Origin of the sequence: Trinickia symbiotica (genome assembly GCF_003028655.1) — a bacterium.
In the GTDB taxonomy this organism is placed as follows: Bacteria; Pseudomonadota; Gammaproteobacteria; order Burkholderiales; family Burkholderiaceae; genus Trinickia; species Trinickia symbiotica_A.
This window is the reverse complement of the sequence record NZ_PYUC01000021.1, coordinates 12,134-38,994: the sequence shown is the minus strand read 5'-3', so window position 1 is coordinate 38,994 and position 26,861 is coordinate 12,134. Positions and strand designations below refer to the sequence as shown.

The window sequence follows — 26,861 nt, the reverse complement described above, 5'->3', positions numbered from 1 at the left end:
CCTCACGCGATTGCTCTGTCGCATAGTGCCAGACGGTCTGCGCACGCGCGCGTGAGAGCCGGCAGTACCTGCAGTGCGTCGGCAATAATGCCGTAGTGCGCAAAGTCAAAAATCGGCGCGTTCGGGTCTGTGTTGATCGCGACGATTAGGTCCGAGCTTTCCATGCCGACGCGGTGCTGGATCGCTCCCGAGACGCCCGCCGCGATGTAGAGCTTCGGCCGTACCGTCTTCCCAGTCTGCCCAACCTGACGGTCGGCCTCGACCCAGCCCGCCTGCACGCAAGGACGTGTCGCGCCGACTTCGCCACCCAGCGCGCGCGCCAACTCGAAGACGAGGCGAAAGTTCTCAGGACTCTTCAGCCCCTTACCGCCGCTAACGATCACGTTCGCGTAGGGCAGGTTGATCCGGTTGCTCTCCGTATCGGCGATGAAGTCGATCAGTTTCGTCACGATGTCGGCCTCGATCATGTCAAGCGTCTCCTGAACGATCTCGCCGCCGCGGCCCGCCTGAATCTGCGGCATCGCCATGACGCGCGGGCGCACCGTCGCCATCTGCGGGCGGTACGCAAGCGTCATGATCGTACACAGCAGCGAGCCACCGAAAGTCGGCCGCGTGGCCGCGAGCGCGCGCGAGGTCGGGTCGATGTTCAGCGCCGTGCAGTCGGCGGTGAGGCCAGTGGCGAGCGTCGTCGCGACCGAGCCCGCGAGATCGCGGCCCATCGAGGTGGCGCCGAGCAGCAGGATCTCCGGCTGATACTTGTTGACGAGATCGGTCAGCCCCCTGGTGAACGGCTCATTGCGATAGCCGAGCAGCACTGGATCGTGAATGACGTACGCTTTATCGGCGCCGAAGCAGAAGGCCTCCTCGGCAAACTGCTCGAGAGGCTCATCGGAGCCGCCGAGCACCGCGACGGCGACGTCGCTGCCGAGCTTGTCCGCGAGCTTGCGTGCCTCACCGAGCAGTTCCCACGACACGCTGTGCACGTGGCCGCGGTCGTGCTCCAGGAAGACCCACACGCCCCTGTAGACTTTCAGGTGTTCGGGTAGTTCGAAGTTGCGGCCGCCGGCCGGTTTAGTGGGCGCGGCCGGCTTCTTGTCCGAGGTGGCGGGCGAGTTCATGAAGTCCTCTTCATCAGCAGGTCTGCCTCCAATGTCGGATGGCGGGTGAATAACTTATGCAGCAGTTTCAGCGACACGTCAGGCAGGCTCGACATGTTGAGTTCTAGCATCTCGGCTTTTTCGCTGCGCGGCGTCGGACCGAACACCTTGCTCACCACTGTCGGGGAGCCCTTTAACCCGATCTTGCTTACGTCCTCGATGCCAGCCTGCTCGCGGTTCCATTTGCGCACCGGAAAGCCCGCCGCATGAATCATCGCCGGCAGTGTCGCGAAGCGTAGCTCGTTCGTGTTCTCCAGCATCGTCACCAAGCATGGCAGCGCAGTTTTCAGCACCTGTACGCCGCCTTCGGCGCGGCGCTCGACGACGATCGTGCGAGTACCCAGGTTGGTCTCTACGATCCTGGAAACGTAGGTGAGCAATTGCAAGCTCAAGCGCTTGGCGATGCCGGGGCCGACTTGCGCAGTGTCGCCGTCGATCGTCTGCTTGCCTGTGAAAACAATGTCCACTGCCTGTTCCTTCGTGATCTGTCGGATCGCGCTGGCGAGCGCATACGAGGTCGCGAGTGTGTCGGCGCCAGCGAACGCTCGATCGGTGACGAGCACCGCGTCATCGGCACCGTAGCTGATGCACTTGCGCAATACATCCTCGGCCTGTGGCGGTCCCATGCATAGCATCGTGACTTTGCCGCCGAAGCGGTCCTTCAGCCGCAGCGCTTCCTCCAGCGAGAACAGGTCGTATGGGTTGACAATCGCCGGCACGCCTTGGCGCATGATGGTGTTGGTGACAGGATGGACCCGGATCTGCGCTGAATCCGGAACCTGCTTGATGCAGACGACGATGTGCATTGCAGCACTCCGAGTTAGGCGGCGCCGCCGGCCGGTAATGACGCGTGCAGATTGTCGAGGGAGACTTGCTGTCGTCCGTCGACATCCTGGAACACCTTGAACACTTTCTCCGCCGCGGGCGTGGACACGACGAAATCGTTGTAGGCTTGTTGCAGCAGGCATTGATAGACGGTAAAGAGGCGCGTCTCATTGTCCTGCGGCACAGCTTCCTGTTGCCGGAGATACTGAAAGAAGCGTTTGAGGATGTGCAGGCGGCTGACATTCACCACCTTCTGGTCAAATGCAATGCCAAAGAATTGCAGGAAATCCTCGGCCGAGGAGAGGGTTTTCAGTTGATCCATGAGTCCTTGCATGTCTTCTAATCCCTATTGAACGTACTTTGCCGGCTGAGTTCGAAGGAATCGATTCACTCGCGTGTTCTCCGGTGCTTCGCAATGCCGCCGGTGTGATTGCCAGGGTGCGGCGTAAAGACGCCGCTACCGGCAAATTCTCTTGTTGGAGAAGAGGATGCGGCCCGACGCACTCTTGATCAACCGACGAACTGCGAGCAGGGCCTCGGTATTGACCCCGGTGTCCCGTCCTAGAAAGTGCTGCGCGCCGACGACGATCTCTTCGAGTGCCGCATTGCCGGCTCCCGTGTCCAAGCAGTCGACTGTGGTGTTCGCGTGGGTGGCTCCCGCCCGCAGGGCAGCGAGCGTGTTGGCTGTGGCGAGTCCGAGGTCGTCGTGCGCGTGGATTTCGATCTCGAGGTCGACGGCATCGCGCAGCCTTGCGATGGCCTCGTAGGTCGAAAACGGATCGAGCACGCCAAGGGTATCGGCGAAGCGCACGCGCTGCGCGCCGTGTTGCTGCGCGCAGCGCGCCACTTGCACGAGGAAGGCGGGGTCTGTGCGCGAGGCGTCTTCCATGCCGAGGGAAATCTTGCGGTCGCTCTTCACTGCCTCGGCGATGACGCGCGCGATTTGCTCCAGCACCCATCTGCGCGGCTTCTGCAGCTTGTCCTGCAAACGAATGTCCGAAACGGGAATTGAGAGGTGGACGATATCGGCATTGCAGCGCAACGCCGCGGCAAGATCTCGTGGAGTCAGGTGCCCCCATACCATTACACCGGCGTCGAGATTCAAGTCGACGATCGCCTTGATGCACGCGATTTCGTCTTCGCCCAGGGCGGGGACGCCGACTTCGATTTCGGCGACGCCGGCTCGAGACAGCGCCGCCGCGATCGCACATCTTTCCTCGAGCGTGAATGCGACGCCAGCAGTCTGTTCGCCGTCGCATAGGGTGGTGTCGTTGATGATCGGTACGGGCATTTGATCAATCTCTCCGGTTATCGCCCATAGGCTTTGGCGCAATAAACTGCGTTCGGGCAATCGAACATCGGCAGGCTGCGTGAGTCGGCCTGGTGCCTCGAGGCTGCGTGCGCAGCGAAGGGAGGCTGTGCGGTGGAGACAAGTTGTTGTGGCGTTTGCATCGTGCTGGTCATCCTTCAAGAGAGCGCGTCTCGCAGTTTGCAACGACCATGCCACCGTTGTTTTTATTGGCAACTCTCATTGCTTTTCGGTTGGGTTGTTAGTTTTGTCCGTTACATGCGCTGGGTCACAAGTCACGTTCGTTGTGTTTGCGACAGAAATCGGTGCGCTTGTTGCTTTTTTTGGGGGCCGGTGCAACGAGATGAAACGCATGAGCGGCCCGTTTAGCCAGCGTTTCAGTGGACCGGGCGCGAATGGCATGGATCTGGCTGTCACCCGCCGTGTAGTCACTGTCGGTTGTGAGGAGAGATCGATGCAAGATAGCGCCAACGCCTGCACGCTGCCCGCTTCCGCCTACATCGGCATCGGGCAGATAAAGCCCCTGGGATCGACCATGGAAGCGCCGGTCACGCGCAGCGGCTGCGGTTCCCAGCACGGTGATGGCGAGGCGGACTGCGGTTTGTCAGGCAGCCCCGAGGAGCTGCCGGCGGAGGTATGGGAAAAGGTCAAGAATCACCCATGCTACTCGGAAGATGCGCATCGCCATTACGCGCGCATGCATGTGGCAGTCGCGCCTGCATGCAACATCCAATGCAACTACTGTAACCGCAAGTACGACTGCTCGAACGAGTCGCGCCCCGGCGTCGTATCGCAGAAGCTGACCCCCGAGCAGGCTGTAAAAAAGGTGGTGACGGTCGCGAACGAGATTCCGCAGATGACGGTGCTCGGAATCGCTGGGCCAGGCGATTCGCTGGCCAACCCTACGAAAACCTTTGACACCTTCCGGATGCTCCGGGAGCAGGCTGGTGACATCAAGTTGTGCCTGTCGACCAATGGTCTTGCGCTGCCGGACCTCGTGGACGAGATCTGCAGGTATGACATCGACCACGTGACGATCACCATCAACATGGTCGATCCGGCCGTCGGTGAAAAGATTTATTCGTGGATTTTCTGGGACCACCGCCGGGTGAAAGGCTACGAGGCCGCGCGCATCTTGCATGAGCGGCAGATGCAGGGACTCGAGATGCTGACTGCCCGTGGTGTACTCACGAAAGTCAACTCGGTCTTGATCCCGGGTGTCAACGACGCGCATCTGGTCGAGGTAAATCGTGAGGTAAAGAAGCGCGGTGCGTTCCTGCACAACATCATGCCGCTGATCTCAGAGCCCAAGCACGGCACGTACTTCGGCCTTAATGGCCAGCGCGGCCCGACCGCGCAGGAGCTGAAGGCTGTGCAGGACGCATGCAAGGGTGGTGCTAACGTAATGCGTCACTGTCGGCAGTGCCGCGCGGATGCGGTGGGCTTGCTGGGCCAGGACCGCAACGAGGAGTTCGCATTCGAGAACATTGAGCAGATGGAGGTCGTATATGACCTCGAGCGTCGCCGCAAATATCAGCGGCGGGTCGAGGTAGAGCGCAACGCGCAGCGCGAGGCGAAGCAAAAGGCGCTGGCCTTCTCACAGGCGGTCAGCATGGCCGGAGACGACCTGAAAGTGCTGGTCGCGGTCGCGACCAAGGGCGGCGGGCGCGTGAACGAGCATTTCGGCCACGCCTCGGAGTTCCAGATTATCGAGGTGAGCGCAACTAAAGTGCTCTTTATCGGCCATCGCAGGGTGGACCAATATTGCCAGGGCGGCTATGGCGACGAAGAGAATCTGCCATCGGTCGTTCGTGCGATCAACGATTGTCACGCGGTCCTGGTCGCGAAGATCGGCGAGTGTCCGCGCGATGAACTTTCGCACGAGGGCATTGAGCTGGTGGATAAGTACGTTGGCGAGATCATCGAGAATGCCGCACTTGCCTGGTTCAACGACTACCGCAGCCGCATCGGCAGTGGAGCGGTGGTGCATAAGTTTCGCGGTGACGCTGCGATCCGACAGGGTGCGTTGACGCGCACGACTGAGGCTCCCTGAACTTTGGCAGGAGCGACTCATGGGTGACATCAACCGCGACGACGACGCGATCGAGATAGCGTCCCCGCCGCGCTTCGGCTTCGGCGAGCGCGTGATCGCTCGCTCGCTTATCCGCAACGACGGCACGTACGCCGGCAGAGATATTGGGGAGGTACTCGTGAACAAGGGCGACGTCGGCTACGTCACCAACATCGGTACCTTCCTGCAGCAGTTCTACATCTACGCGGTTGACTTTGTGGAAAGTGGTCACCGAGTCGGCATGCGGGCAAAGGAACTATGCACGCTCGACAAACTGCCCGAAGACATCGTGGCGCGTCTCGGGGAGCGCGCCGCCGCGCTACGCACGATCGGTACGGGTTGCGCTGGCGAGACAGGCGGCGAGAGGGAATCTTCACGCACGCGCGAAACAAGATAGGGGTGCGCTGGATGAGCATCGAATTTATTCAGCCGGAGTATTCGTTGGGCATGCGCGTCATCGCGCTGGACGATCTCTGCAACGACGGCAGCTATCCGGATTGGGGCGAAGGAGGGCGCTTAGTTACAGCCGGCGCGCTCGGCGAGATTGTCAATGTTGGGCGGGTCGTCGAGACAGGCGAGCCAGTATACCTCGTCGATTTTGGCGGACAGGTTATCGGCTGCACCGAGGATGAGATCGCGCCTGCCCCCGCCGGACTGTTGCCCGAAGAACCGTGCCGGCGTGCGTAGTTCGCGTTCACTACACCTAGGAGGTTCCGTTGTGAAAGTCATGATCCGCAAGAACAGTATGGGCACGCTGACCGCCTATGTACCCAAGAAGGACCTGGAGGAGCCGATTGTGTGGATGGCTCGACCGCAGATGTGGGGCGGCCTCGTCACGCTCGCGAACGGCTGGCAGCTCGAGCTGCCCGAGATGGCGGCTGGCACGATGCTGCCCATTACGGTTCACGCTCGGCGCGTGAAGGACGAAGTGGATTGACGCGGCGGTCGCGTCGATCAGAGTCATTATCGAGTTGGCCTGCATGCGCCGACGAATGCCGTGCAGAAATCCGCGGGTGCTGAGCGACGGACCGGTATAGTGATGATCAGAAGCAAGCGCCGGACGCGTGCGCCGTGCGGCCGGGCTTCAAGACCGCCGATCGGCCAACCGCTTTGTGTTCCCGTCAGGAGCCCCTGCAGTGTGCCGTTACTGGAGTGACGTCGTTCAGCGGCTGGTGCCGTATATTCCGGGCGAGCAGCCCGCGCGTGCTGATCCGATTAAGCTCAACACCAATGAGAACCCCTACCCGCCGTCGCCGCGCGTCATCGCGGCGGTTGCACGCGAGCTGGGCCAATTGGGCGAGAGCCTCCGCCGCTATCCTGATCCGCTCGCGCGTCGACTCCGCGAGACAGTCGCGGCTCATCACGGCCTGAAGCCGGAGCAAATTTTTGCCGGGAACGGGTCGGACGAAGTGCTCGCGCACACCTTTCGGGCGCTGCTCAAGCACGAGAAGCCGCTGCGCTTTCCGGACATTACGTATAGCTTTTACCCGACCTACGCACTGCTATATGACGTGCGCTATGAAGCCATCCCGCTCGCCGACGACTTCTCGATTCGCGTGGGAGACTACCTCGGCGACGCGGGCGGCGTGCTGCTCGCCAATCCGAACGCACCGACCGGTCGTGCTCTTTCGCTCGCGGACATTGAGCAGATCGTTACCGCAAACCCGTCGTCGGTGGTCGTGATCGACGAGGCCTATGTCGATTTCGGTGCGCAGTCGGCGCTCTCGCTGATCGACCACTATCCGAACCTGCTGGTCGTCCACACGACGTCCAAGGCCCGGTCACTGGCGGGCATGCGGGTTGGCTTTGCATTCGGCCATGCATTGCTTATCGAAGCGCTTAATCGCGTGAAGGACAGCTTCAACTCGTATCCTCTCGACCGGCTCGCGCAGGTTGCCGCTCAGGCCGCCTACGAGGACGATGACCATTTCCTGTCCAGCTGCCAGCGCGTGATCACTAGCCGCGAACGGCTCACGCGGGCGCTCGAGAGGCAAGGTTTCGACGTGGTGCCGTCCGCTGCCAACTTCGTTTTCGTGCGTCATGCGTCGTTCGACGCTGAAGCTCTGGCAAAACGCCTGAAAGATCGAGACATCTTCGTGCGACACTTCAAGCTACCGCGAATCGACAGGCATCTGCGCATCACCGTCGGCACCGACGACGAGTGCCACGCATTGATCGCGGCGCTGCGCGAGATACTCGACTGACCGTATGGAATGGGACATCTACGTTGCCGCGTCCACTTTAGGCCGGGTCCAGTAGCTTTCTGCGCTCGCGTGCCGAGTAGTTGCTTAAATGTCCTTCACGCGCAGCCTGGCGCCGCGCCGATGCGACGATCGCCTTGCTGCGTCCAGGGGGAGCCGGGGCGGCGACCTGCTTGTCGAGCGCAGCACTGCCGCAGCGTGGACAGAGGGCTATCGTGCCGGGCCGCACCAGTGTTTCGAACTGCAACCGGCATTTTCGACATTGATATTCGTAAAGGGGCATAAGGAGATTCCGGTGTAAAGGAAAGATGCCGCGCAGCCCGCAGTGGCGGCAGCATAGCCCTCGAATGATTGCTGTGCCTGGCCGACTGCGCCTTCATGTCGGCGGCACGGCATAGGGGCGCCGTGCACTGTAGTTCCAAGCCGCGATAGGCGACTGATGTCGAGCGTCACGCGCGGTAGCGATTTCAATGCGCCCCGACGCGCGTTCAAACGAACGTCAAACGGGCCGGTTTTCGTTTGGATTGCGCACTGGTCCCATCAGTTCGAGTCCCTCCGAATAGGTGATCGAGTCGAACGTGGCGTCGAATTTGATTCCGGCGTCAGCGATTGCGTCGAGTTTACCGGCTGTGTCCTTCCTCTTCAGGTCATTTTTCTCCAAGTAGAGCAGCTCAAGGATCTCGTTGTAGACGGTCGATTCCAGAATCGGAATCACATAAAAGATTGCCTTCTCATACTGCACCTGGTAGCGCGTGCTCAGGTCAATGTTGTCGCAAAACAAGAAATACTTACCACTTGCTGATAGCGCGTCGCCGAGCACTTCTGCGACGTTCTTAAGGTGTTCGAAGCTTAGCAGCCAGCCGGCGAAGAACGGCAGATGCCGTTCGCCTACGTCGGCGACCGCCATGAATTGTTCGCAGGAAAGCTCGGGCGGACGCGCCTCGTCGGCGAGCCTCGGCGAGAAGCGCAGTGCGAGCTCGCCGCGAAAGCCGACTCGCCCGAACGTGTTCATGAATCCCTTGAAGACCGGGTTGAGTAGTCGACCTTCGTGCTCCAGCCGGGCGAGGGCGGTGTCATCAAGATCCTTGCGGGTGAGCGTATAAGTCATTAGTTATTCCTTGTTTCCATAAATTGGGCGCAACGAGAACGCCGGTTCGTACTTGGTCGGAAAAACGCGGCGGCTCGTCTGCCGCAATTGCGCATCCGACAACGCGAATTGACAACGTGGTGTTGGCCTCTTATTCGCAATAACCGCACCAGCGGCCACGTGATCAAGCGCATTGCTGAAGAGGGGCACACGAACGTAAAGGCGGCCCTCTGTAATTTCAGTTTTGTTTGCGACAAAAGGCGCGCCCTTTGTCGCGAAGTCTACGTCGCTGACGTCAGCCGATGCGATTCTGGCAAGCGCGCCAGAAGCCCCGTCCTCCTGGGATTGCGGGGACCCAGGTTGAGATGGCGCGAAAGCTGCTGGAGGGCGGTCCGCGCGGACGCGCTCCGGCCGATGCGTGATTGGACACAAGAAGACTGACGGATACCGCAGGCTGAAGGGATGGTAGCGGTTTTGCAGCGCTGAGATTTGCAACCCTGGTTTCATTATTTCTGAACAGGAGAACATTAATGACTCAACTTCGACAAATTGCCTTCTACGGTAAAGGCGGTATCGGCAAGTCGACGACATCGCAGAACACGCTCGCGGCGCTTAGTGATCTCGGGCAGAAAATCCTCATCGTCGGCTGCGACCCGAAGGCCGATTCGACTCGCCTGATCCTGCACGCGAAGGCACAGGACACGATCCTTTCGCTCGCGGCAGAAGCCGGCTCGGTAGAGGACCTTGAACTCGATGACGTGATGAAGATCGGCTACAAGAATATCCGCTGCGTCGAGTCCGGCGGTCCGGAACCGGGCGTCGGCTGCGCCGGACGCGGTGTCATCACCTCGATCAATTTCCTTGAGGAGAACGGCGCGTACGACGGTGTCGATTACGTTTCGTATGACGTGCTAGGCGACGTGGTGTGCGGAGGCTTCGCGATGCCGATTCGCGAGAATAAGGCCCAGGAGATCTACATTGTGATGTCCGGCGAGATGATGGCGATGTACGCAGCAAACAACATCTCAAAAGGCATCCTGAAGTACGCGAACAGTGGCGGCGTGCGCTTGGGCGGCCTCATCTGCAACGAGCGGAAGACCGACAAGGAGCTCGAACTCGCTGAGTCGCTCGCGAAGATGCTCGGCACGAAGCTCATTCACTTCGTGCCGCGCGACAACATCGTTCAGCACGCAGAGCTACGCCGAATGACGGTGATCGAGTACGCACCAGACAGCACACAAGCGGCGCAGTATCGCGCACTGGCCGAGAAAGTCCACCATAACGCGGGCAATGGCGTGATCCCGACGCCGATCACCATGGATCAGCTCGAAGACCTATTGATGGAGAAGGGCATCATGGTGCAAGTCGACGAGTCGCAAGTCGGCAAGACCGCAGCGGAACTGGCCGCCTGACGAATGCTGGGCGACGGTCGCCGCGCATCTAAAGGTGGCCGGGTCCGGTGATGACGTTGCTCACTTATGGAACATTCAATGACCGCCACGGTTGAAGAACGCAAGGCCGCTAATAAGGCCTTGATAGACGAAGTCCTGACGGCTTATCCGGAGAAGATGGCCAAGCGGCGCGCCAAGCATTTGCGCTCCTTTGAGGAAGGCAAGCCCGATTGTGGCGTGAAATCCAACATCAAGTCGCTGCCTGGTGTAATGACGATCCGCGGCTGCGCCTATGCCGGCTCAAAAGGTGTCGTCTGGGGGCCGATCAAGGACATGGTCCACATCAGCCACGGGCCGGTCGGCTGTGGCCAGTACTCGTGGGGCGCGCGCCGCAACTACTACGTCGGCACTACGGGCATCGATTCTTTCGTCACCCTGCAGTTCACGTCTGACTTCCAGGAAAAGGACATCGTGTTCGGCGGTGACAAGAAGCTCGAAAAGATCATTGACGAGGTCCAGGAGCTTTTTCCGCTTAACAAGGGTATCTCGATCCAGAGCGAGTGTCCGATCGGCCTCATCGGTGACGACATCGAGGCGGTGTCGAAGAGGAAGAGCAAGCAGTACGGAGGACATACGATCGTGCCCGTGCGCTGCGAGGGTTTTCGCGGTGTATCGCAATCACTCGGGCATCACCTCGCGAACGACGCGATCCGTGATTGCGTGTTCGAGACCGATGACAGGAAGCGGTCCACGCTTGAGTCGACGCCCTACGACGTCGCGATCATCGGCGATTACAACATCGGCGGCGATGCGTGGTCGAGCCGTATCCTGCTCGAGGAGATGGGGCTGCGGGTGATCGCGCAGTGGTCCGGTGATGGCACGCTTGCCGAACTCCAAAACACGCCGAAATCGAAGCTCAACCTGTTGCACTGCTACCGATCGATGAACTATATCAGCCGTCACATGGAGGAGAAGTATGGCATTCCATGGGTCGAGTACAACTTTTTCGGCCCGACAATGATTGAAAAGAGCCTCCGGGAGATTGCGAGCCGATTCGATGACACGATCAAGGCGAATGCGGAGATGGTGATTGCAAAATACCGTCCGTTGATGGATGCCGTCATCGCCAAGTATAGGCCACGCCTGCTTGGCAAAAAGGTAATGCTATTCGTAGGTGGCCTGCGCCCGCGCCACGTGATTGGTGCTTACGAGGACCTCGGCATGGAGGTGGTCGGCACCGGCTACGAGTTTGCACACAACGACGACTATCAGCGCACGGCGCACTACGTGAAGGACGGCACGCTCATCTACGACGACGTGACCGGCTACGAGTTCGAGAAGTTCGTCGAGCGGGTGCAGCCGGACCTCGTCGGCTCGGGCATCAAGGAAAAGTACGTTTTCCAGAAGATGGGCGTACCGTTCCGCCAGATGCACAGCTGGGATTACTCGGGCCCATACCACGGCTACGATGGCTTTGCGATCTTCGCGCGCGACATGGACATGGCGATCGCGAGTCCAGTCTGGAGCCTAGCAAAGGCGCCGTGGAAGAAGACCATGTAAGCGCGGCGTGTTGCGGCCGCGCCCCAGGGGTGCCGGCCGCGCGCTGCTTAGGTTATTGATTCAGGAGCGATTCATGACCCAATCGGTCGAAAAGATTCTCGACTACGAAATGCTGTTTCGCGAGCCGGAGTATCAGGCAATCTTTCGCAACAAGAAGGAAAACTTCGAATTCAATCATTCTGAGGAGGCCGTCAAGCGGGCCGTCGAATGGACGAGGACAGAGGACTACAAGCAGAAGAACTTCGCTCGCGAATCGCTGACCATCAACCCGGCGAAGGCGTGCCAGCCGCTCGGCGCGGTATACGTCGCGAACGGCTTTCACAAGACGCTACCATTTGTACACGGATCGCAGGGCTGCGTCGCCTACTACCGCTCGCATTTCTCGCGGCATTTCAAAGAGCCCACGTCGTGCGTGAGCTCGTCGATGACCGAGGACGCTGCTGTGTTCGGCGGCCTGAACAACATGGTCGACGGACTCTCGAACGCATACAGCCTGTACAAGCCCGAGATGATCGCCGTCTCGACAACATGCATGGCGGAGGTGATCGGCGATGACCTCGACGCGTTCATCAAGAACAGTAAGCAAAAGGGTAGTGTACCGGAGGACTATGATGTGCCATTTGCTCATACGCCGGCGTTCGTCGGCAGTCACGTGACCGGCTACGACAACGCGCTGCTCGGCATTCTCAAACACTTCTGGGACGGAAAGGCCGGGACGGCCGAACCGCTTGCACGCACGCCGGACGACAGCGTGAATTTTATTGGCGGCTTCGACGGGTTCGTGGTCGGCAACATGAAGGAGATTCGCCGAATTTTTGAACTGTTCGGCGTGACGGTCAACGTCATCTGCGATCCGTCCGGGACATGGAACACGCCGACAGATGGGGAGTTCCGAATGTACGAGGGCGGCACAACGAAGGAAGAGGTCGAGCGCGCGCTCAACGCGAAGGCGACCTTCGTGTTCCAGGAGTATTGCTGCGAAAAGACCCGCAAATTCATTGCCGAGCACGGGCAGGAGGTCATCGTACTTAACGCGCCCGTTGGCGTTGCGGGTACCGACCATTTCCTGATGGAGATCTCACGCGTGACGGGCAAACCGATTCCGATTGAACTCGAAAAGGAGCGCGGCCAGCTCGTCGATGCCATGGCGGATAGCCAAGCAATTCTGCACGGGAAGCGCTACGCCCTCTACGGCGATCCGGATCAGATGCTCGGCTACACACAGTTCCTGCTCGAGCTCGGCGCAGAGCCGGCGCACGTGCTTGCGACGAATGGCAACGACGACTGGGCGGCGAAGGTACAGGCGCTGTTCGACGCGTCGCCGTACGGTGTGGAATGCAAGGTCTACCCTAAGCGAGACCTTTGGCATCTGCGCTCGTTGCTGTTCACGGAACCGGTGGATTTCCTTATCGGCAACACCTATGGGAAATATCTCGAACGCGACACTAAGACGCCGCTTGTGCGACTTGTCTTTCCGATTTTTGACCGTCACCACTACCACCGGTACCCGACGTGGGGATATGCCGGTGCATTGCGACTTCTCGTGATGCTGCTCGACGAAATGTTTGAGGCGCTTGATGCGAACACCATAGCGCTTTCGAAGACCGACTATGGCTATGACATCGTCCGTTGAGGATGAGGCAAAGCTAGCGGCCGGTATGCAGGAGTCCGGCCGGCCGCCGGACTGACCCTGCACAAGCAAGCTGGCTTCTGACTTGGTGAAACTAGCGTCATTCAACGGCTCTCCGAACCCAGATTGTACGTTGCGACCGATTGGAATGCGCTCCTCGTGCGTGATCTGTTTGGCGCGTGCGCAAGAGCCGTAGCGTCGAAATGCAAACCATTGCAACGTCAGGGAAGGAACTCGAGTGCTTCATATACGCCTGGAACGAATGGCGGGTTGCGAGGGCCCGACAGTATGTTGGTCAGTAAGACAGTAATCTACCGCAAACTGAACAGACGGAAGCTTCGCGGAATCGCATTCATGTCGTTTGCGAATTTCCTTTTCAGTGTGGCCGATGTGGTCGCCCGAATTGCGTCGGTCAGATATCCGGAAACCGATGTTGTCTTCTTCCGGATGCTATTCGGATTGCTTCCTGCAGTCCTTATATTCCGGTTTTGCGGGGGTCGGCGGAAGGGTTTGACGGTTCGTCGCTTCTTCGGACACTTCTTGCGAGCTGCCATGGCGCTTGCCTCGGTGGGATTCTTTTATGCCGGCTTGCCATACTTGCCTTTGGCGACCGCAGTGACGCTGCATTACACGAAGCCAATCTTCACTGTCTTATTCGCCGTTCTTTTCCTGTCCGAGCGCTTCTGCCCTGCAGTAGCGATAGCTTCTATGCTAGGATTCCTAGGAGTAGCTCTGGTTTCGTTGTCGATCGGAAACGGTGCATCATTGTTTGCAGTGATGCTGATCTTACTTAGCGCCATGTTTGGAGTAGGATCGGCTATTCAGATCAAGAAACTCTCCGGGACCGAGGACCCGGCGGCCATTGTTTTCTATTTCTCGATCATAGGAACGATTGCCAGCGGTGCATCTATTGCTGTTCGCTGGGTAATGCCGGACATTGAGGACTTCGGATACATGGCGCTACTAGGAGTGGCAGCCGACACCGGACAAATCATGCTGACCATCGCGTTCAGGAATGCGGCCTTATCACTTCTCGCTCCGTTCGGTGATCAGGGCGGCGCAACGGAAATGACGTCCACGCTTTAAACCTCGTTGACCACGTAACGGTTTTTTGGGCTCCCGAGCCGTGCGGCCCTATTTCGTCGCGGTGGCTGGTGCTGCAATGACAGTCCCATGCGCACGATCGAGTCGATAAACTCGTTCGGCCATTCCCTCCCGGATGAGTTTCAGATTAGCCATTTCCTTGTCGTCTTCGGGTCGCACTGGCGCCACAACGTGCCGTTAGATAGTCGCCACAACATTCCAATGTGATTGCCGGGGTTTCTCCGCAAAGCGCATGAAGGAATGGTTGCGGCGACGAATGAGTCTGAATGAACCCATACTTCGATCAATAGCCTGGACGAAAATCCTCCGGAGGGATGTAGTCTCATTTATTCCGGCAAGAAGTCCAGCCAATGAACTGTTAAAAAGGCCTGGGCATCGACCACCCTCGGCTCCTGAGCAATCGGCAGAAGACGACGCTGGTTGACGCCATGAGACAAACGTATGCACTGCCAGAACTGGTCGCCCTATTGGGGTCCTGCCCGCAGGCAATCGCGTTCGAATCAGATGCGATCGACCTGTAGCAGTGCAGCGAGCGCGACAGTTTTGGTAACAGCAGGCCTTGTCTGGGGCTTGCGCCGACGCGTTGCATCAATGGATCGCATCGATGAAGCGACTTCGTAGCGCTCGATGGTAATGAGCAAGTCGAGCAGCAAGTCGCATGAGGAACGAGTCCGATCCCCAAGCTCAACTGGCTTTCCGTTCAGTCTATTCGCCGGCCCCCTCTGTTTGGTCAGTGTCGAACTGCAGCACCCCCTTATCAAGGGGGGAATCGCGTTGCCGCGTGTGCCAGCTGTATGGCGGTGGCTATGATTTCGATCTCGCATTCAGCGGCACTTTGAGGTCAAGGTCTGATCGTGATTGCTCTCTCCAAACGCCGCTTAGTAATCAGCGACTCGACACTTCGGCTTTCTCCGCTACACCAGCAAGGCGCTGATTTTGGAGGCGCGCGTATAGCTGATGACTGCGCTCAGTGACCCTTGGTCGACTGCCTTTGTCAAAATTGTCGGGTTTGCGACGCAAAATGTTCGACCTGTTTCAGCGCATGCTCCAATTAGACGTTCTTTCCTACGGAGAAGCGCTGTTCCGGCGATCTTCGAAGGCCGGCGCGGGTTTTGCGTTCATGTCGCGCAGCGATACCAATTCGTTTTTTACCAGGAGCGCACTATGAATCACATCTGGCTTCGATCTGAAACCAAATGCTTTGAGCGCCGCACGCCGCTTATGCCCGCTCATGCCGCGATGCTGGTCAAGAAAGGAGTTAGCGTGACCGTTGAACGTTCGCCTATGCGTTGCTTCGCGGATGAACAATACGAAGAAGCCGGGTGTGAGATGGTCGGCTCGCATTCTTGGCAACACGCGCCCTCGGAAGCCTACATTCTGGGATTGAAAGAACTAAGCGAGGACGTCGAGGAGGTCCGTCACATCCACATCTATTTCGGGCATGTTTTCAAACAACAGGCCGGCGCGACAGCAGTTCTTCACCGGTTCCGTCGAGGCGGAGGCGTTCTGCTCGATCTCGAGTACCTTCGCGACTTTCGCGGTAGAGAACTCGTCACCCCGGGGGTGAGTTTCTGGGCAGGTGTGTGCGGTGCGGCCGTAACGATAGAACTTATGCAAAGAAAGATGAATGGTGACGCAGAAATGTCACTTGAAAAAACCTCTCATAATAGCTTCCCTGAGCTCGTCGAGATGATGAAACGTAAGACGGAAAACACAAGAGAGGCCAGTATCCTCATAATGGGTGGGCGAGGAATGACCGGCTCGGGTGTGCGTCACCTACTGGATGTTCTCGGTATGAGCTACGAATGTTGGGGAAGAGCGGAGACCGCATCCAACTTGCATAATGAGATTTTAGATTTCGATATAGTTTTTAACTGCATACGCGCGGATGAAGCGACGCCGGCACTGCTCAACTCAAGAATTCTCGAAATACCACACCGGCTTTCCATCATCGGCGATGTAAGTTGCGATGCCGCCAGTCCCTATAACCCATTGCCTATTTATCGTGAATCGACCAGCTTCTCTGAGCCAGCCCGAAGATGCGGCGGAGGTATGAATTCCATCGATGTGGTTGCCATCGACAACGTTGCCTCGTTGTTGCCTGTAGAAAGTAGCTCGACCCTAAGCGGAGATCTATTTCCCTTCCTTTGTGAACTTGTAATAAGCGGGGGCTATGCGTTTGACTCAGCGTGGGGGAGTGCATATCAAAGTTTCGCTGCAAGCCTTTCGAGGATGTAAAATGAAAACTAGAGGAAAAAATATCATAGTAATTGTTAATGGATGGTCGTCTGGTCGGTATTTGGCGCCTGCCTTTATCGGACACGGGTATGAGTGCATTCATATTGGCTCCGCAGAAAAAACATCGCGATTTGGCTACAAGCAGGCCGACTATATTGCAAACTTCGAACTTGATCGCATCGCGCTGCCTGAAGTTCTGAAAAGACTGGGTGATTATTCGATCAAAGCAATAATTCCCGGCTGTGAATCAGGCGTCGTCCTCGCAGACCTATTGGCTGATAATTTTAATGTCCGTCGAAACGACATTAGTACAACGCAGACTCGTAGAAATAAATATCATATGATCGAAGCTCTAAGGAGGGATGGGGTATCGAATATGAAACAGTTCGTTTCGGATTCCCTCGGCAAGATCCTCACGTGGTACTCGACATCCGAGTTGGGGACAGTTGTCCTCAAGCCAACGATGGGATGCAGGTCGGATGGCGTCGCGCTTTGTTCGAACGCCGAGGAGATAGAAGCTGCGTTTGTAAGTAACCACGGACATCTAAACGCTAGTGGGGTAGTGAATTCAGAATTTGTAATCCAAGAGCGCCTAGAGGGTTCGGAGCTGATGGTTAATAGCGTCAGTTGCGACGGGGATCATTTTATCACTGATATGTGGATAGGTGTTGGTGGTTTGAAAGGCGAGATATCGACAGACGAGTACGCTGATCTCATAATGCGAGGGACAAAAGTTTTCGAGGACGTTGAGGAATATGTTTTTGCGGCGCTTGATGCGCTGGGAGTTTGCAACGGAGCTGCGCACAGCGAAGTAATGCTCACGATCAATGGGCCGCGACTTATCGAGTGCGGCGCGCGCCTGTCTGGAGCGCAGCTCTTCGCAGCTATCCACGAGGCACAGGGATACAGTCAGCTTTCAATGACGATCGAAACGGTAATGAACCCAGGGCAGTTTAGGAATCGCGCGGATGCTTTGCGTAAATCGAGCCAGAAAAACCTACGGTTCGTCTACATGTGTTCCAAATCAGGAGGATACGTAGTGACCGATCCTGATCTAAGTCAGTTTGACGAATTGGCGACATTGGAGAGGATGATCGTATTCCCGACTGTGGGGGATTATCTTTCAAAGACAAACGGCGGCGTCGCGCGGCCGGGCTATGCCTTCCTCCTATCCAACGATAATCAAGCCTTGCATGCGGACTACCTGCGCTTTCGAGAAATCGAATCAAGGATGTTTCAAGATCTGTTCCATGCTTAGGCGAGCACCTACCTGCTTTCTTTTGGCTGCAATGGTTGGTTCGCAAAACGAAGTAACCCTGCGTTTTCAGACGTCGCCCAGCCAAAAGCACGTCTGTCGCCTGCCGCTGCGTGCGCTGCAAGATTTTGCACTCCTCGTGCCCAAGCTTGCTTCCCCGACCTTGCGGTGCCGAACGACTCGCCTTTGAGCCGTCGCCAGAAGCGATGGCCATCGCACTAAGAATGGAGACAAACTTGAAATATGCAGATCTCGTCAACCGCTTGCAAGGCGACCGGACGTCGGCGTGGGACATCCACAGAGCGGCGACGCACGCAGCCGCTCGGGGAGAAGATGTAATCGTGCTGAGTGTCGGCGATCCAGAGTTTCCGACTCCCGCACCCATCGTGGAACGTGCAATCTCGGCCCTGCACGAAGGCGATACGCACTACACCCACGTCGCTGGCCGGGACAACCTTCGTGAGGCGATCGCGGCAGAACATCGGACAGACACAGGCCGGCCAGTGACCAAGGCGAACGTATTCGTCTGTGCGGGCGCGCAGAACGGATTGTTCGCGTCGTCGCTCTGCCTGTGCGGGGCAGGCGACGAAGTAGTGGTGCCCGAACCGATGTATCTGACGTACGAAGCTGCCGTCCGCGCCTCCGGTGCAACGCTGGTAACAGTACCGGTGGACGCCGCGAATGCATTCCATCTTGATTGCGAGGCGCTAAAAGCGGCAGTCACCGCGCGCACGCGCGCAATCTTCTTCGCGACGCCCTGCAATCCCACTGGCGTAGTGATGCCGCGCGAACATCTCGAGCAGATCGCGGCGCTGGCGCGTGAGCACGACTTATGGGTCGTTTCCGACGAAGTATACGCAGACCTCGCTTTTGAGCGCGACCACACGAGCATCGCGTCTCTGGAAGGCATGGCGTGCCGAACATTGACGATAGGCAGCTTCTCTAAGTCGTATGCGATGGCCGGTTGGCGGCTAGGCTGGGTAATAGGCCCAGAGGAAGCGATCGGCCATCTTGGCCGACTGGCTCTTTGCATGCTGTACGGACTGCCCGGTTTCGTCCAGCAAGCCGGGTTGGCGGCGCTCGATAACCGTCGTTCCGTGATCGAGCAGATGCGAGAACTATATCGCCGCCGGCGTGATACGGTGTTTCAGCGCCTAAATGCCGTCGACACGCTTAATTGCCTGCTTCCCGAGGCGGGCATGTTCATCATGATTGACATCCGCGGCACCGGACAGAGCACGTACGACTTCACATGGCAACTTTTTCGGGAGAAGGGCGTTTCGCTGCTAGATGCAAGTCTCTTCGGTGCGACCGCAAGCGGTTTCGTGAGGCTGGGACTGGTGGTCGACGAGCCGCGACTGATTGAAGCCTGCGACCGCATTGCGGATTTCGTTCGGCAGCCTGACTAACGTATCGGGCCTTTTGTGCACCCGTCGGCCGAGATCTCGATGTTCCAACGCCAGTCGGCGATGCTCTCTGTCGCACATGACTTGTTGTGCAGTGCTTCGGGGCGAACGGACAGTTAAGACGCTGAGGTCGCCGTTTGGTGGGACCGGCCCCTCGATGCTTCCACACACTGCGGAACGTGCGCCTCTTTCACGCGATTGCGGCGGGTTTCGACAACGTTCTTGCGGACAGGACTCGTACCCGACTTTCCGTCGTGCGTCGTCGATGGGAAAGCCGCGCGTATGCTTTCCGATGATCGTGGTCGGGATTCCGGCGCCACATGACCGTTGCGTATGGGTTGCGTAACGCGGTTCGGATTGTAGGGTGTGTGGTCACGATGAGTCGATTTTTCCCCTTTGATCGAGGTTTCCGATGCGTGACTGAACGGTTCAGGCAGCGAAGTACTCGTCCCATTCTGGCATGTAGCATGGCGATCACGCGATCGTCCGCGATATTGATCAGGCCTTCGGTCAATTCCCGCTTCGTTACTCATAACGGCGTACAAGCGGGGCAACTCCGAGGAAGGCGGTTGTGTTGATTCACATGCTGAATTGACTTTCTCCGTTGCCGTCGGCGCTCCTGCTCCGACGGCTCGCGCTGAATTGCGCCTGGCGCTGTGCTGGTGTTTTGCATATTTATCGCGCGGCTTACTTGCCGCGCCGGCGGCCCTCGCCAGGCTGATCGCTCCTTGAGCGGCTTCTACGTTTCTCGGCCGCAGTGAATCGCCGGTCAGCTTGACGCGATGTCGATGCTGCATCGATCGGTCGGCGTAGCGCGCGCCGCCTTTCGCGCCGTACCCGTTTCGGCCGCGACCGCTCGCACATACCTTTCTCACAACCGCTTTAACCATTCGACGCATCGGCGCCAGCCTTTTCGCCGGCTGCGGCAAGCGCAGGCGGTGTTTCTGGAAACGCCCTGAACGAGCGCTTGACAATTGACATAGAGGTGAATGTGCGCTCAGCTAAACGGGCTTGCTGACGGCGCAACCTGTACGCGCATAGCCGACAGCCACCAGCTAGTCGGCAAAGCCCATGAGCCGGTCGGCGATGGAGACTTAGGTAGAAAGCCAGGAATCCGGTCACGATGAAACGGAATCCTCGATCACGTTCATCCGCAATCGTCAGTGACGTTGGGCCTAAATACCAACTGTGGTCCTAGCGCTCCACGTTCAGGTGGGGATTACTCTGCAACTATCCGTCACGAGTCGAGACGGTACCGAAAACAAACACGCTTACAACCTGTTAACTCCTCTCGTCAAAGAGCAACAGCAACCAGACGGCTGCAACGTAGACACGGTCAGTGAAACGGTGGTCGACACGATCGCTTGCCCATTAGTTGTGATTGCGAAGCCGATGGCGACAATCAACAGACGCGACGTACTGAACGTTGCCGAGTCGAGTCACTATCTGAGGACACCGCCTATACGGATTTCGAATACTTGACCTATTTTGACCGCATTGTGTCATTTGTCTTGGAGAAGCACCATCGTATTCATGCCGCGGGAGGCGGACACTAACGGAACACAAATCGCGAACGAAGAGTTCGCCTCGATGGAGACAGACGATGACACTGCTTGATGAGGGCGGGTCGCCGCACTCGCGATTGGCGAAATCGGAACGGCAAGTGCCGAGGAGAGCGGTTGTTGCGGCGATCGCCGGCAACGCTCTTGAGTTCTATGATTTTGGGATCTACTCATTCTTCGCTGTCTACGCAGGAAAGGCTTTCTTTCCCTCCCTGGACGGACTGACAGGAGTTCTCGCTTCCGTCGCAGTTTTTGGAGTGGGTTTCGTGACTCGCCCTCTTGGTGCGCTGCTCATCGGCCGGCTCGGCGACCGCCTTGGACGCAAGCCGGCCCTGCTCCTTACAATCGCGCTAATTATCGTCGGTACTGTGGGGCTGGCCCTGACTCCCGACCAAGCTTCCATCGGCGTCGCTGCTCCGATAATCGTGGTCATCAGCCGGCTCATACAAGGGTTCGGCTTGGGCGGCGAAGTCGGTCCGGCCGTAGCGTTCCTTATGGAAGCCGCCCCCGAGGGGCGACGCGGCTTATATACGAGTTGGTCGACCGCTAGCCAGGGCATTTCGGGTTTCGCTGCAGGGATCGTCGGCGTCACGTTCACATCGCTACTGGCGCCCGATAACATGCAGAGCTGGGGATGGCGATTAGCATTCGCCCTTGGGCTCCTACTAGTTCCTGTTGCGCTGTATTTGCGGAAACGGATGCCCGAGACCTTCGATGGCCGTAGCCGTGGGGGGAATATCACGGCCACTCCTTGGCGCGATTTGTGGCGCAATCGCCGTGTCATCTTGCCCGGCATGGCCATGCTCGGAGCTAGCACCGCGGTCTTCTATGTAGCGGTCTACATGACCACATATTCCATCGCGGTACTGAAAATGCCGCCGCGTATCGGCATGCTTTCGCCGTTAGTGTTGGGTGGATCGCTGATCGTGTTCGGTTTGCTTGGTGGGTGGCTCTGTGATCGCTATAACGCCCGGGTCATAGTGGCGCTCCCATACACTGTCCTGCTCGCGGGCATCTATCCGGCATACCACCTTCTTATTCTCTCGCAGAGCGTGCCGACCCTGCTCATCGCCACTGTGTTGATGAGTGCCATGCCGGCCGTGGCGGGACCTTCGGTGCTTACGCTGATCGGCGAAGCGTTGCCGGCGCGCGTACGAGCTCTCGGCCTCAGTGTCACCTATGCCGTTCCAATCACGATTTTCGGCGGCACCGCACAGATTGTCGTCACCTGGCTGCTGAAACACACCGGTAATCCAGCTTCTCCTGCGTTCTATGCGGTTATGGCAAGCGCGGTCATGCTGTTTGCCGTTATGGCCTTTCCAAAAGGTCTTAACCCGTTCGATCAAGCTAATGGAATTGCGTTGGATTTAAGGGGGGCTTTTACCTCTGAAGACTAGAGTTTCGAACCTATTTTCAACTGATGCAGAGAGGCATATCAATGGCAGTCGCAGAAGAGATCTGGAAACTGGTCGAAGCAAAAAAGGAAGACTTCTTCGTCCTCAGTGACAAGGTCTGGGCAATGCCTGAACTGTCCTATAACGAGTTCAGGTCCGTTACCGAGCATGTGGCGATGCTAGAGCAAGAGGGCTTTCGCGTTGTCCGGAATGTCGCCGGCATTCCGACGGCCGTCATGGGCGAGGCCGGAGAGGGCGGACCCATCATCGCGTTCCTGGGCGAATACGACGCGCTCCCAGGGCTGAGTCAGGCGGCCGGACTGGCCGAGTTCTCGCCAGTCGAAAAGGACGGACACGGTCATGGGTGTGGGCACAACCTCCTTGGCGCCGCGGCTCTTCTGGCGGCGACGGCCGTGAAGGACTATCTCGCGGCCAACGGATTGAGAGGCCGCGTGCGTTACTACGGCTGTCCGGCAGAGGAGGGCGGAGCGGGCAAGGCTTTCATGGCGCGCGAAGGCGCCTTCGACGACGTCGACGCCGCCATCACGTGGCATCCAGCCTTTTTCAACATGGTATGGGACTCTGGCTCTCTGGCCACTCTCGGAATCGACTTCAGCTTTAAGGGGCGAACCGCCCATGCTGCAGCTACGCCGCATCTCGGCCGCAGCGCGTTGGACGCCGTAGAACTAATGAACGTCGGCGTCAACTATATGCGCGAGCACATGTCGAGCCATGCCCGCATACACTATGCCATCATCGATGCAGGCGGCATCGCACCTAACGTGGTGCAAAGCCACGCTACGGTACGTTATTCGATCCGCGCCCCCCAACAGACGGAATTGGTCGAACTTGCCGAACGGGTCCGCAAGGTAGCTAAAGGCGCAGCGTTGATGACAGAGACAGAGGTGAGCGAAGACGTACGTGCTGCGGTCGCAAGCCTGCTTCGCAATGGCCCCTTGGAAGAAGCGCTCCACGCTAATTTGACGAAGTTGGGGCCTACCGGCTTCGACGAACGCGACCGTGCAATCGCTACGCCTTTTCAAGCGCCCTGTTCGGCGAAAGAAATTGCTGCTTCCTACGAGTTGTGGCAACTCACACCGCGCGAGCACACGGTACTGTGCGACGAAGTCTGGCCGTTGCGCAAGGTCACTGAACCAGTCATGGGATCGACGGACGTCGGTGATGTCAGTCGCACGGTGCCAACAGTGCAGCTTCTGGCGGCCACCCATGTCATTGGCCCGCCGTCCCACACATGGCAATGGACAGCCCAGAGCAATTCGGATCCTGCCCGCAAGGGTTTGGCCTATGCCGCAAAGGTCATGGCGGCAACCGGAGCGGACGTTTTGACGGACGATAGGTTGCTTACGGCCGTCAAGGATGAGTTCCGGCGACAAAGTGCGCTTGACCCATTCACCTGTCTGATGCCTGCCGAACTCAGCCCCCGCTTGCCGCAACAAGCCGCCTGAGAAGGAGCCCGTCGCAGTCCCGGAGGGCCTGGCAAACACAGTGGGGCCGGGACCGCGCGCTCTCTGCTGGCCTCCCCGACGGCGTGCCACGCCTGACGCTCATCCCGTGCAGGCGAGTCGTCCATGCGGCAGGTCGGCTTGCGGAGTGGGTACGAACGTCGCTGACATGGCACCGATGCCTGCCCGCAGACCAGGGGCCGCGGTTGTCGGCAGTAACAGTCGTCGTTGTCTGGATCACGACCTGTTCGTGTTTGATAGCGATGGTCGAGCTTGGCGCAATCCAGCCGGAACCTCATTGCGGCGTAGTCAACTTGGTTCGGACGCGCTGTCGACCGCGTTTGTTCAAATTCAAATGGACATGGCAGGCATGGCGGAAGGTTATCAACTTAGGACAACGTAGGAAACAGGTCACTGTGTCGCAGTCTGCGCAGTCATTATTCAACGATTCATGGAGATCAAATGCACAAGAAAAAGTCTGCTGCTGTCGTGTTGGCGTCAACCGCACTCGCCGGTGTGGCCCATGCGCAATCGAGCGTTACCTTGTACGGTCTGATTGACGCAGGTTTTGGCTACGTCAACACCAATCAAGGCAGCCGCTACGCGATGATGAACGGTAATCTCAATGGTGATCGATGGGGGTTGAAAGGCGTCGAAGACCTAGGTGGCGGGTTGGCGGCAATCTTTCAGATTGAAAATGGTTTTAATGTTGGCACCGGGGCACTTGGTCAAGGTGGGCGCGAATTTGGCCGGCAGTCGTGGGTCGGTATCACGAGCGCCAGTGTCGGCACTCTTAAGCTGGGGCGGCAGTATGACCCGATGGTTGACAAGGTTCAAGGGTTGACACTCGAAAGCGTCTTGGGATCTCCAGCCACAACCCCCGGGGACGTCGATAACAATGACAACAGTGCGCGCATCTCGAACGCAGTCAAATACGTTAGCCCCTCGTTTGGAGGCATCCAGTTTGAAGGGCTGTACGCACTGAACGGTGTGGCTGGGCAGCCTGGGTCCGGAAATACTTACTCTGCGGCAGCTAGTTACACCGGCGGACCATTGAGCATCGCGGCAGGCTATCTTCATGGAAGGAATACTGCGGCCGCCTCGGGACAACTGCGGACCACGTGGAGCGGTACGATGGATTCGATTTTTGACGGACCCATCAGCAACGGCTATCAAACAGCTGCATCGATCGGAATCGCGCATGCAGCGGCCCGCTACCAGCTTTCTGCGTTGACCTTGGGAACCGTGTATAGCTACGCGGCGTTTAACGCCGACGCGCAGTCGATCTTCAAATCGCAGGAGCACTTCAATTCGGGAAAAGTGTATGCCCTGTATCAGATTACTCCCAGTCTCCTTGGCGGAATCGGGTACATCTACACCCGCGCTGGAGGTGACACGTCTGCAACGTATAACCAGGTGACGGCGGGCGCTACCTACGCCCTGTCGAAGCGCACGGACTTCTACGCGGTTGCCGCTTACCAGCACGCGAGCGGAACGCAGCGAACGGCCGCAGGAGGGCTCGTTGACGCAGTCGCATCGGTCGGTTCCTATGGGCTGACTGGAAACGGTAGCTCCCAGACACTGATGGTTGTCGGTATGCGTCACCGATTCTGACATCCAAAGACGTAGAGCAATGCTCCACGGGGGACGGCGCGCCGTCTACCCGTGGTAGTTTTGAAAGATATATCTCTGTCGTCTCTTTGTTCGCGTGGAGAACGAGCCAGACCATCATGAGCGATAACACGCCTTTGTCCGCCGGTGCCTCCGGTTCGCCGTCTTCGTCGTCCTCCCATTTCAGCAGCACCGCCGCTCCGTCGAGCTTTCCGAGCCCCATTGGGCTCGACGGCGTCGCGGTGTGCAGACGTATATACTCGTGCTAGCTATGGGTCCCGCTGTCAAAGGAGGAACGTCCATCCCTACGAGCAAAAGCGGCTCAGGGCGAAGTCCTCGATCCCGACCTGCGTACGATCGCCTGTCACCAGATCGGCGAGCACAGCGCCTGCGGCCGGTCCAATGCCGAAGCCATGGCCTGAAAAGCCGGAACCGAGATAGAAACCCGGTGTCCGCTCGACCTTCGAGATAACCGGCAGCGCATCGGGCGTGACGTCAATCATACCTGCCCACGTACGTGCAATCGTCGCATTGGCGAACGATGGAAAGGTCTGCCTCAGGCAATTCATTGCATCGTTGAGCATACCGTTGTTAGCCTCAGGATCGAGCACGCGGTACGATTCGAATGGCGTCGGGCGGTCAATGCTGAAGCGGCGCGGAATCTTCAGTTCATCAAAAAAGGGGCGTCCGAAACGGAGTCGCAGATACTTGCGCTCTTTGAGCCAGGCACGCAGGAATCTTGTGCTGAGGCGAATGCTATCGGGCGTGAGATCAGCGACCGAGGCGCCGAGTTTCGACACTGTGTAGCCGCCGTCGCAGCGCTTGCGGCATGTGAAGTCACCCGCGTTGATCGCGACGTCCAGCTTAGCGTCGATAGGCGCTGTTTGCAGCACGGACGCATGAACCTTGAGTTGCGGAAAGTCAATTGCATGATTGCCGCAGAACAGCCGCGACCACGCACCACCTGCCAAAACCACGTCGGCGCATTTCACGACGCCGTGCTCGGTCACGACAGCCGACACGCGACCCGCGGACATATCAATGCCCCGCACCGCACAGTGTTCGAAGATCGATGCGCCGTTCGCGCGAGCGAGTTCGGCGATGCCCCGTGTCGCCATCGTGGGTTCTGCGACACCGTCGATCGGACTATATAGCGCCCCGTCCCATTTTCGGTTCGATTGCGGGAGAAACATGGCGAGTTCGGCTCTGCCGAGAAGCCTGACGCGGACACCGCTGGCGCCGGACGCGTCGATCCATTTTTGATGCAGAGCCATCTCCGACTCGTCTTTCGCAAGATATGCGAGTCCCGTCATCCGGTAGCCCACGTCGATTTGCGATTGGATTGACTGCCACAATTCGTTCGCGAGGACAGACAGTTGCAGTTCCTTAATGTCGCGTCCGACGGAGCGCACCCAGCCCCAGTTGCGCGAAGACTGTTCGCAACCGATCGTGCCTTTTTCGAACACCGCGACGTCGACACCTTTGCGCGCTAGCGCGAGCGCGCAACTGATACCAATGATTCCGCCGCCAATAATTGCGACGGAGACCTGCTTGGGCAATTCGGGCTTCGATGTGATTTCGTGGATGGGAAGCATGC

Annotated in this window: 21 protein-coding genes and 1 pseudogene; 15 read left to right on the top strand and 7 right to left on the bottom strand. The window is 58.3% G+C overall.

The window, feature by feature from the left end; all coding sequences use genetic code 11:
- Positions 1–2: 2 nt before the first annotated feature.
- The 4 genes and pseudogenes from C9I57_RS29070 to C9I57_RS29055 form a co-directional block, all read right to left on the bottom strand.
- Entirely contained in the window at positions 3–1,118 is a 1,116-nt protein-coding gene (locus C9I57_RS29070; protein ID WP_107154004.1) for an electron transfer flavoprotein subunit alpha/FixB family protein, read from the bottom strand.
- Positions 1,115–1,963, bottom strand: a complete 849-nt coding sequence (locus C9I57_RS29065; protein ID WP_102607362.1) for an electron transfer flavoprotein subunit beta/FixA family protein — start codon at positions 1,961–1,963, stop codon at positions 1,115–1,117. Before C9I57_RS29065 ends, C9I57_RS29070 begins: the two co-directional genes overlap by 4 nt.
- A gap of 14 nt (positions 1,964–1,977) precedes the next feature.
- On the bottom strand, positions 1,978–2,316 hold the full coding sequence (gene nifW / locus C9I57_RS29060; RefSeq protein ID WP_107154003.1) for a nitrogenase stabilizing/protective protein NifW: 339 nt from the start codon (positions 2,314–2,316) through the stop codon (positions 1,978–1,980).
- A 56-nt stretch (positions 2,317–2,372) separates the two neighbouring features.
- Positions 2,373–3,273, bottom strand: a pseudogene (locus C9I57_RS29055) (homocitrate synthase); the annotation flags it as partial.
- 472 nt (positions 3,274–3,745) lie between these two features.
- On the opposite strand from C9I57_RS29055, the gene nifB reads away from it, so the two are divergent.
- The 5 genes from nifB (at position 3,746) to hisC (ending at position 7,566) form a co-directional block, all read left to right on the top strand.
- Positions 3,746–5,344 carry a nitrogenase cofactor biosynthesis protein NifB gene (gene nifB, locus C9I57_RS29050; protein ID WP_107154002.1) on the top strand — a complete coding sequence of 533 codons (1,599 nt, stop codon included), beginning with the start codon at positions 3,746–3,748 and terminating at the stop codon, positions 5,342–5,344.
- A gap of 19 nt (positions 5,345–5,363) precedes the next feature.
- Positions 5,364–5,759 carry a nitrogen fixation protein NifZ gene (locus C9I57_RS29045; RefSeq protein ID WP_102607365.1) on the top strand — a complete coding sequence of 132 codons (396 nt, stop codon included), beginning with the start codon at positions 5,364–5,366 and terminating at the stop codon, positions 5,757–5,759.
- An 11-nt stretch (positions 5,760–5,770) separates the two neighbouring features.
- Entirely contained in the window at positions 5,771–6,049 is a 279-nt protein-coding gene (locus C9I57_RS29040) for a nitrogen fixation protein NifZ (protein ID WP_102607401.1), read from the top strand.
- A gap of 31 nt (positions 6,050–6,080) precedes the next feature.
- The gene (nifT, locus tag C9I57_RS29035; RefSeq protein WP_102607366.1) at positions 6,081–6,299 is read left to right on the top strand and encodes a putative nitrogen fixation protein NifT; all 219 of its coding nucleotides are present in this window, start codon (positions 6,081–6,083) and stop codon (positions 6,297–6,299) included.
- A gap of 199 nt (positions 6,300–6,498) precedes the next feature.
- Positions 6,499–7,566: a histidinol-phosphate transaminase gene (gene hisC / locus C9I57_RS29030; RefSeq protein ID WP_107154001.1), complete on the top strand. Its 1,068-nt coding sequence runs from the start codon at positions 6,499–6,501 to the stop codon at positions 7,564–7,566.
- Positions 7,567–7,603: 37 nt separating this feature from the next.
- On the opposite strand, the gene C9I57_RS29025 is transcribed toward hisC, so the two are convergent.
- Positions 7,604–7,846, bottom strand: coding sequence for an FmdB family zinc ribbon protein (locus C9I57_RS29025; RefSeq protein WP_107154000.1), 243 nt, complete (start codon positions 7,844–7,846; stop codon positions 7,604–7,606).
- 216 nt (positions 7,847–8,062) lie between these two features.
- Positions 8,063–8,671, bottom strand: coding sequence for a hypothetical protein (locus C9I57_RS29020; RefSeq protein ID WP_107153999.1), 609 nt, complete (start codon positions 8,669–8,671; stop codon positions 8,063–8,065).
- A gap of 509 nt (positions 8,672–9,180) precedes the next feature.
- On the opposite strand from C9I57_RS29020, the gene nifH reads away from it, so the two are divergent.
- The 10 genes from nifH (at position 9,181) to C9I57_RS28965 (ending at position 25,267) form a co-directional block, all read left to right on the top strand.
- Positions 9,181–10,062, top strand: a complete 882-nt coding sequence (nifH, locus tag C9I57_RS29015) for a nitrogenase iron protein (protein ID WP_107153998.1) — start codon at positions 9,181–9,183, stop codon at positions 10,060–10,062.
- Positions 10,063–10,140: 78 nt separating this feature from the next.
- Positions 10,141–11,601: a nitrogenase molybdenum-iron protein alpha chain gene (nifD, locus tag C9I57_RS29010; protein ID WP_107153997.1), complete on the top strand. Its 1,461-nt coding sequence runs from the start codon at positions 10,141–10,143 to the stop codon at positions 11,599–11,601.
- 73 nt (positions 11,602–11,674) lie between these two features.
- Positions 11,675–13,234, top strand: coding sequence for a nitrogenase molybdenum-iron protein subunit beta (nifK, locus tag C9I57_RS29005; protein WP_107153996.1), 1,560 nt, complete (start codon positions 11,675–11,677; stop codon positions 13,232–13,234).
- 285 nt (positions 13,235–13,519) lie between these two features.
- Entirely contained in the window at positions 13,520–14,317 is a 798-nt protein-coding gene (locus tag C9I57_RS29000) for a DMT family transporter (RefSeq protein ID WP_107153995.1), read from the top strand.
- 1,182 nt (positions 14,318–15,499) lie between these two features.
- Complete coding sequence (locus C9I57_RS28995; protein ID WP_107153994.1) at positions 15,500–16,573, top strand: saccharopine dehydrogenase; 1,074 nt, start codon at positions 15,500–15,502, stop codon at positions 16,571–16,573.
- Position 16,574: 1 nt separating this feature from the next.
- On the top strand, positions 16,575–17,831 hold the full coding sequence (locus C9I57_RS28990; protein ID WP_107153993.1) for an ATP-grasp domain-containing protein: 1,257 nt from the start codon (positions 16,575–16,577) through the stop codon (positions 17,829–17,831).
- A 233-nt stretch (positions 17,832–18,064) separates the two neighbouring features.
- Positions 18,065–19,237 carry a pyridoxal phosphate-dependent aminotransferase gene (locus C9I57_RS28985; protein ID WP_107154034.1) on the top strand — a complete coding sequence of 391 codons (1,173 nt, stop codon included), beginning with the start codon at positions 18,065–18,067 and terminating at the stop codon, positions 19,235–19,237.
- Positions 19,238–20,837: 1,600 nt separating this feature from the next.
- A complete protein-coding gene (locus C9I57_RS28975; RefSeq protein ID WP_107153992.1) occupies positions 20,838–22,193 on the top strand; it encodes an MFS transporter in 1,356 nt (451 codons plus the stop codon).
- Between the two features lie 41 nt (positions 22,194–22,234).
- Positions 22,235–23,656: an amidohydrolase gene (locus tag C9I57_RS28970; protein WP_107153991.1), complete on the top strand. Its 1,422-nt coding sequence runs from the start codon at positions 22,235–22,237 to the stop codon at positions 23,654–23,656.
- Positions 23,657–24,115: 459 nt separating this feature from the next.
- On the top strand, positions 24,116–25,267 hold the full coding sequence (locus C9I57_RS28965; RefSeq protein WP_107153990.1) for a porin: 1,152 nt from the start codon (positions 24,116–24,118) through the stop codon (positions 25,265–25,267).
- A 302-nt stretch (positions 25,268–25,569) separates the two neighbouring features.
- On the opposite strand, the gene C9I57_RS28960 is transcribed toward C9I57_RS28965, so the two are convergent.
- Positions 25,570–26,859, bottom strand: a complete 1,290-nt coding sequence (locus C9I57_RS28960; RefSeq protein ID WP_107153989.1) for an NAD(P)/FAD-dependent oxidoreductase — start codon at positions 26,857–26,859, stop codon at positions 25,570–25,572.
- Between the last annotated feature and the right edge of the window lie 2 nt (positions 26,860–26,861).

Excerpts from the sequence above, each read along its gene's own strand:
- nifH (WP_107153998.1), top strand. The coding sequence starts at position 9,181 with ATGACTCAACTTCGACAAATTGCCTTCTACGGTAAAGGCGGTATCGGC.
- C9I57_RS29020 (WP_107153999.1), bottom strand. The coding sequence starts at position 8,671 with ATGACTTATACGCTCACCCGCAAGGATCTTGATGACACCGCCCTCGCC.
- C9I57_RS28975 (WP_107153992.1), top strand. The coding sequence starts at position 20,838 with ATGACACTGCTTGATGAGGGCGGGTCGCCGCACTCGCGATTGGCGAAA.
- nifB (WP_107154002.1), top strand. The coding sequence starts at position 3,746 with ATGCAAGATAGCGCCAACGCCTGCACGCTGCCCGCTTCCGCCTACATC.
- C9I57_RS29025 (WP_107154000.1), bottom strand. The coding sequence starts at position 7,846 with ATGCCCCTTTACGAATATCAATGTCGAAAATGCCGGTTGCAGTTCGAA.
- C9I57_RS28995 (WP_107153994.1), top strand. The coding sequence starts at position 15,500 with ATGAATCACATCTGGCTTCGATCTGAAACCAAATGCTTTGAGCGCCGC.
- nifK (WP_107153996.1), top strand. The coding sequence starts at position 11,675 with ATGACCCAATCGGTCGAAAAGATTCTCGACTACGAAATGCTGTTTCGC.
- C9I57_RS28960 (WP_107153989.1), bottom strand. The coding sequence starts at position 26,859 with ATGCTTCCCATCCACGAAATCACATCGAAGCCCGAATTGCCCAAGCAG.
- nifD (WP_107153997.1), top strand. The coding sequence starts at position 10,141 with ATGACCGCCACGGTTGAAGAACGCAAGGCCGCTAATAAGGCCTTGATA.
- C9I57_RS29045 (WP_102607365.1), top strand. The coding sequence starts at position 5,364 with ATGGGTGACATCAACCGCGACGACGACGCGATCGAGATAGCGTCCCCG.
- C9I57_RS28970 (WP_107153991.1), top strand. The coding sequence starts at position 22,235 with ATGGCAGTCGCAGAAGAGATCTGGAAACTGGTCGAAGCAAAAAAGGAA.
- C9I57_RS28990 (WP_107153993.1), top strand. The coding sequence starts at position 16,575 with ATGAAAACTAGAGGAAAAAATATCATAGTAATTGTTAATGGATGGTCG.
- nifW (WP_107154003.1), bottom strand. The coding sequence starts at position 2,316 with ATGCAAGGACTCATGGATCAACTGAAAACCCTCTCCTCGGCCGAGGAT.
- C9I57_RS28965 (WP_107153990.1), top strand. The coding sequence starts at position 24,116 with ATGCACAAGAAAAAGTCTGCTGCTGTCGTGTTGGCGTCAACCGCACTC.
- C9I57_RS29040 (WP_102607401.1), top strand. The coding sequence starts at position 5,771 with ATGAGCATCGAATTTATTCAGCCGGAGTATTCGTTGGGCATGCGCGTC.
- C9I57_RS29070 (WP_107154004.1), bottom strand. The coding sequence starts at position 1,118 with ATGAACTCGCCCGCCACCTCGGACAAGAAGCCGGCCGCGCCCACTAAA.
- C9I57_RS29065 (WP_102607362.1), bottom strand. The coding sequence starts at position 1,963 with ATGCACATCGTCGTCTGCATCAAGCAGGTTCCGGATTCAGCGCAGATC.
- C9I57_RS29000 (WP_107153995.1), top strand. The coding sequence starts at position 13,520 with ATGTTGGTCAGTAAGACAGTAATCTACCGCAAACTGAACAGACGGAAG.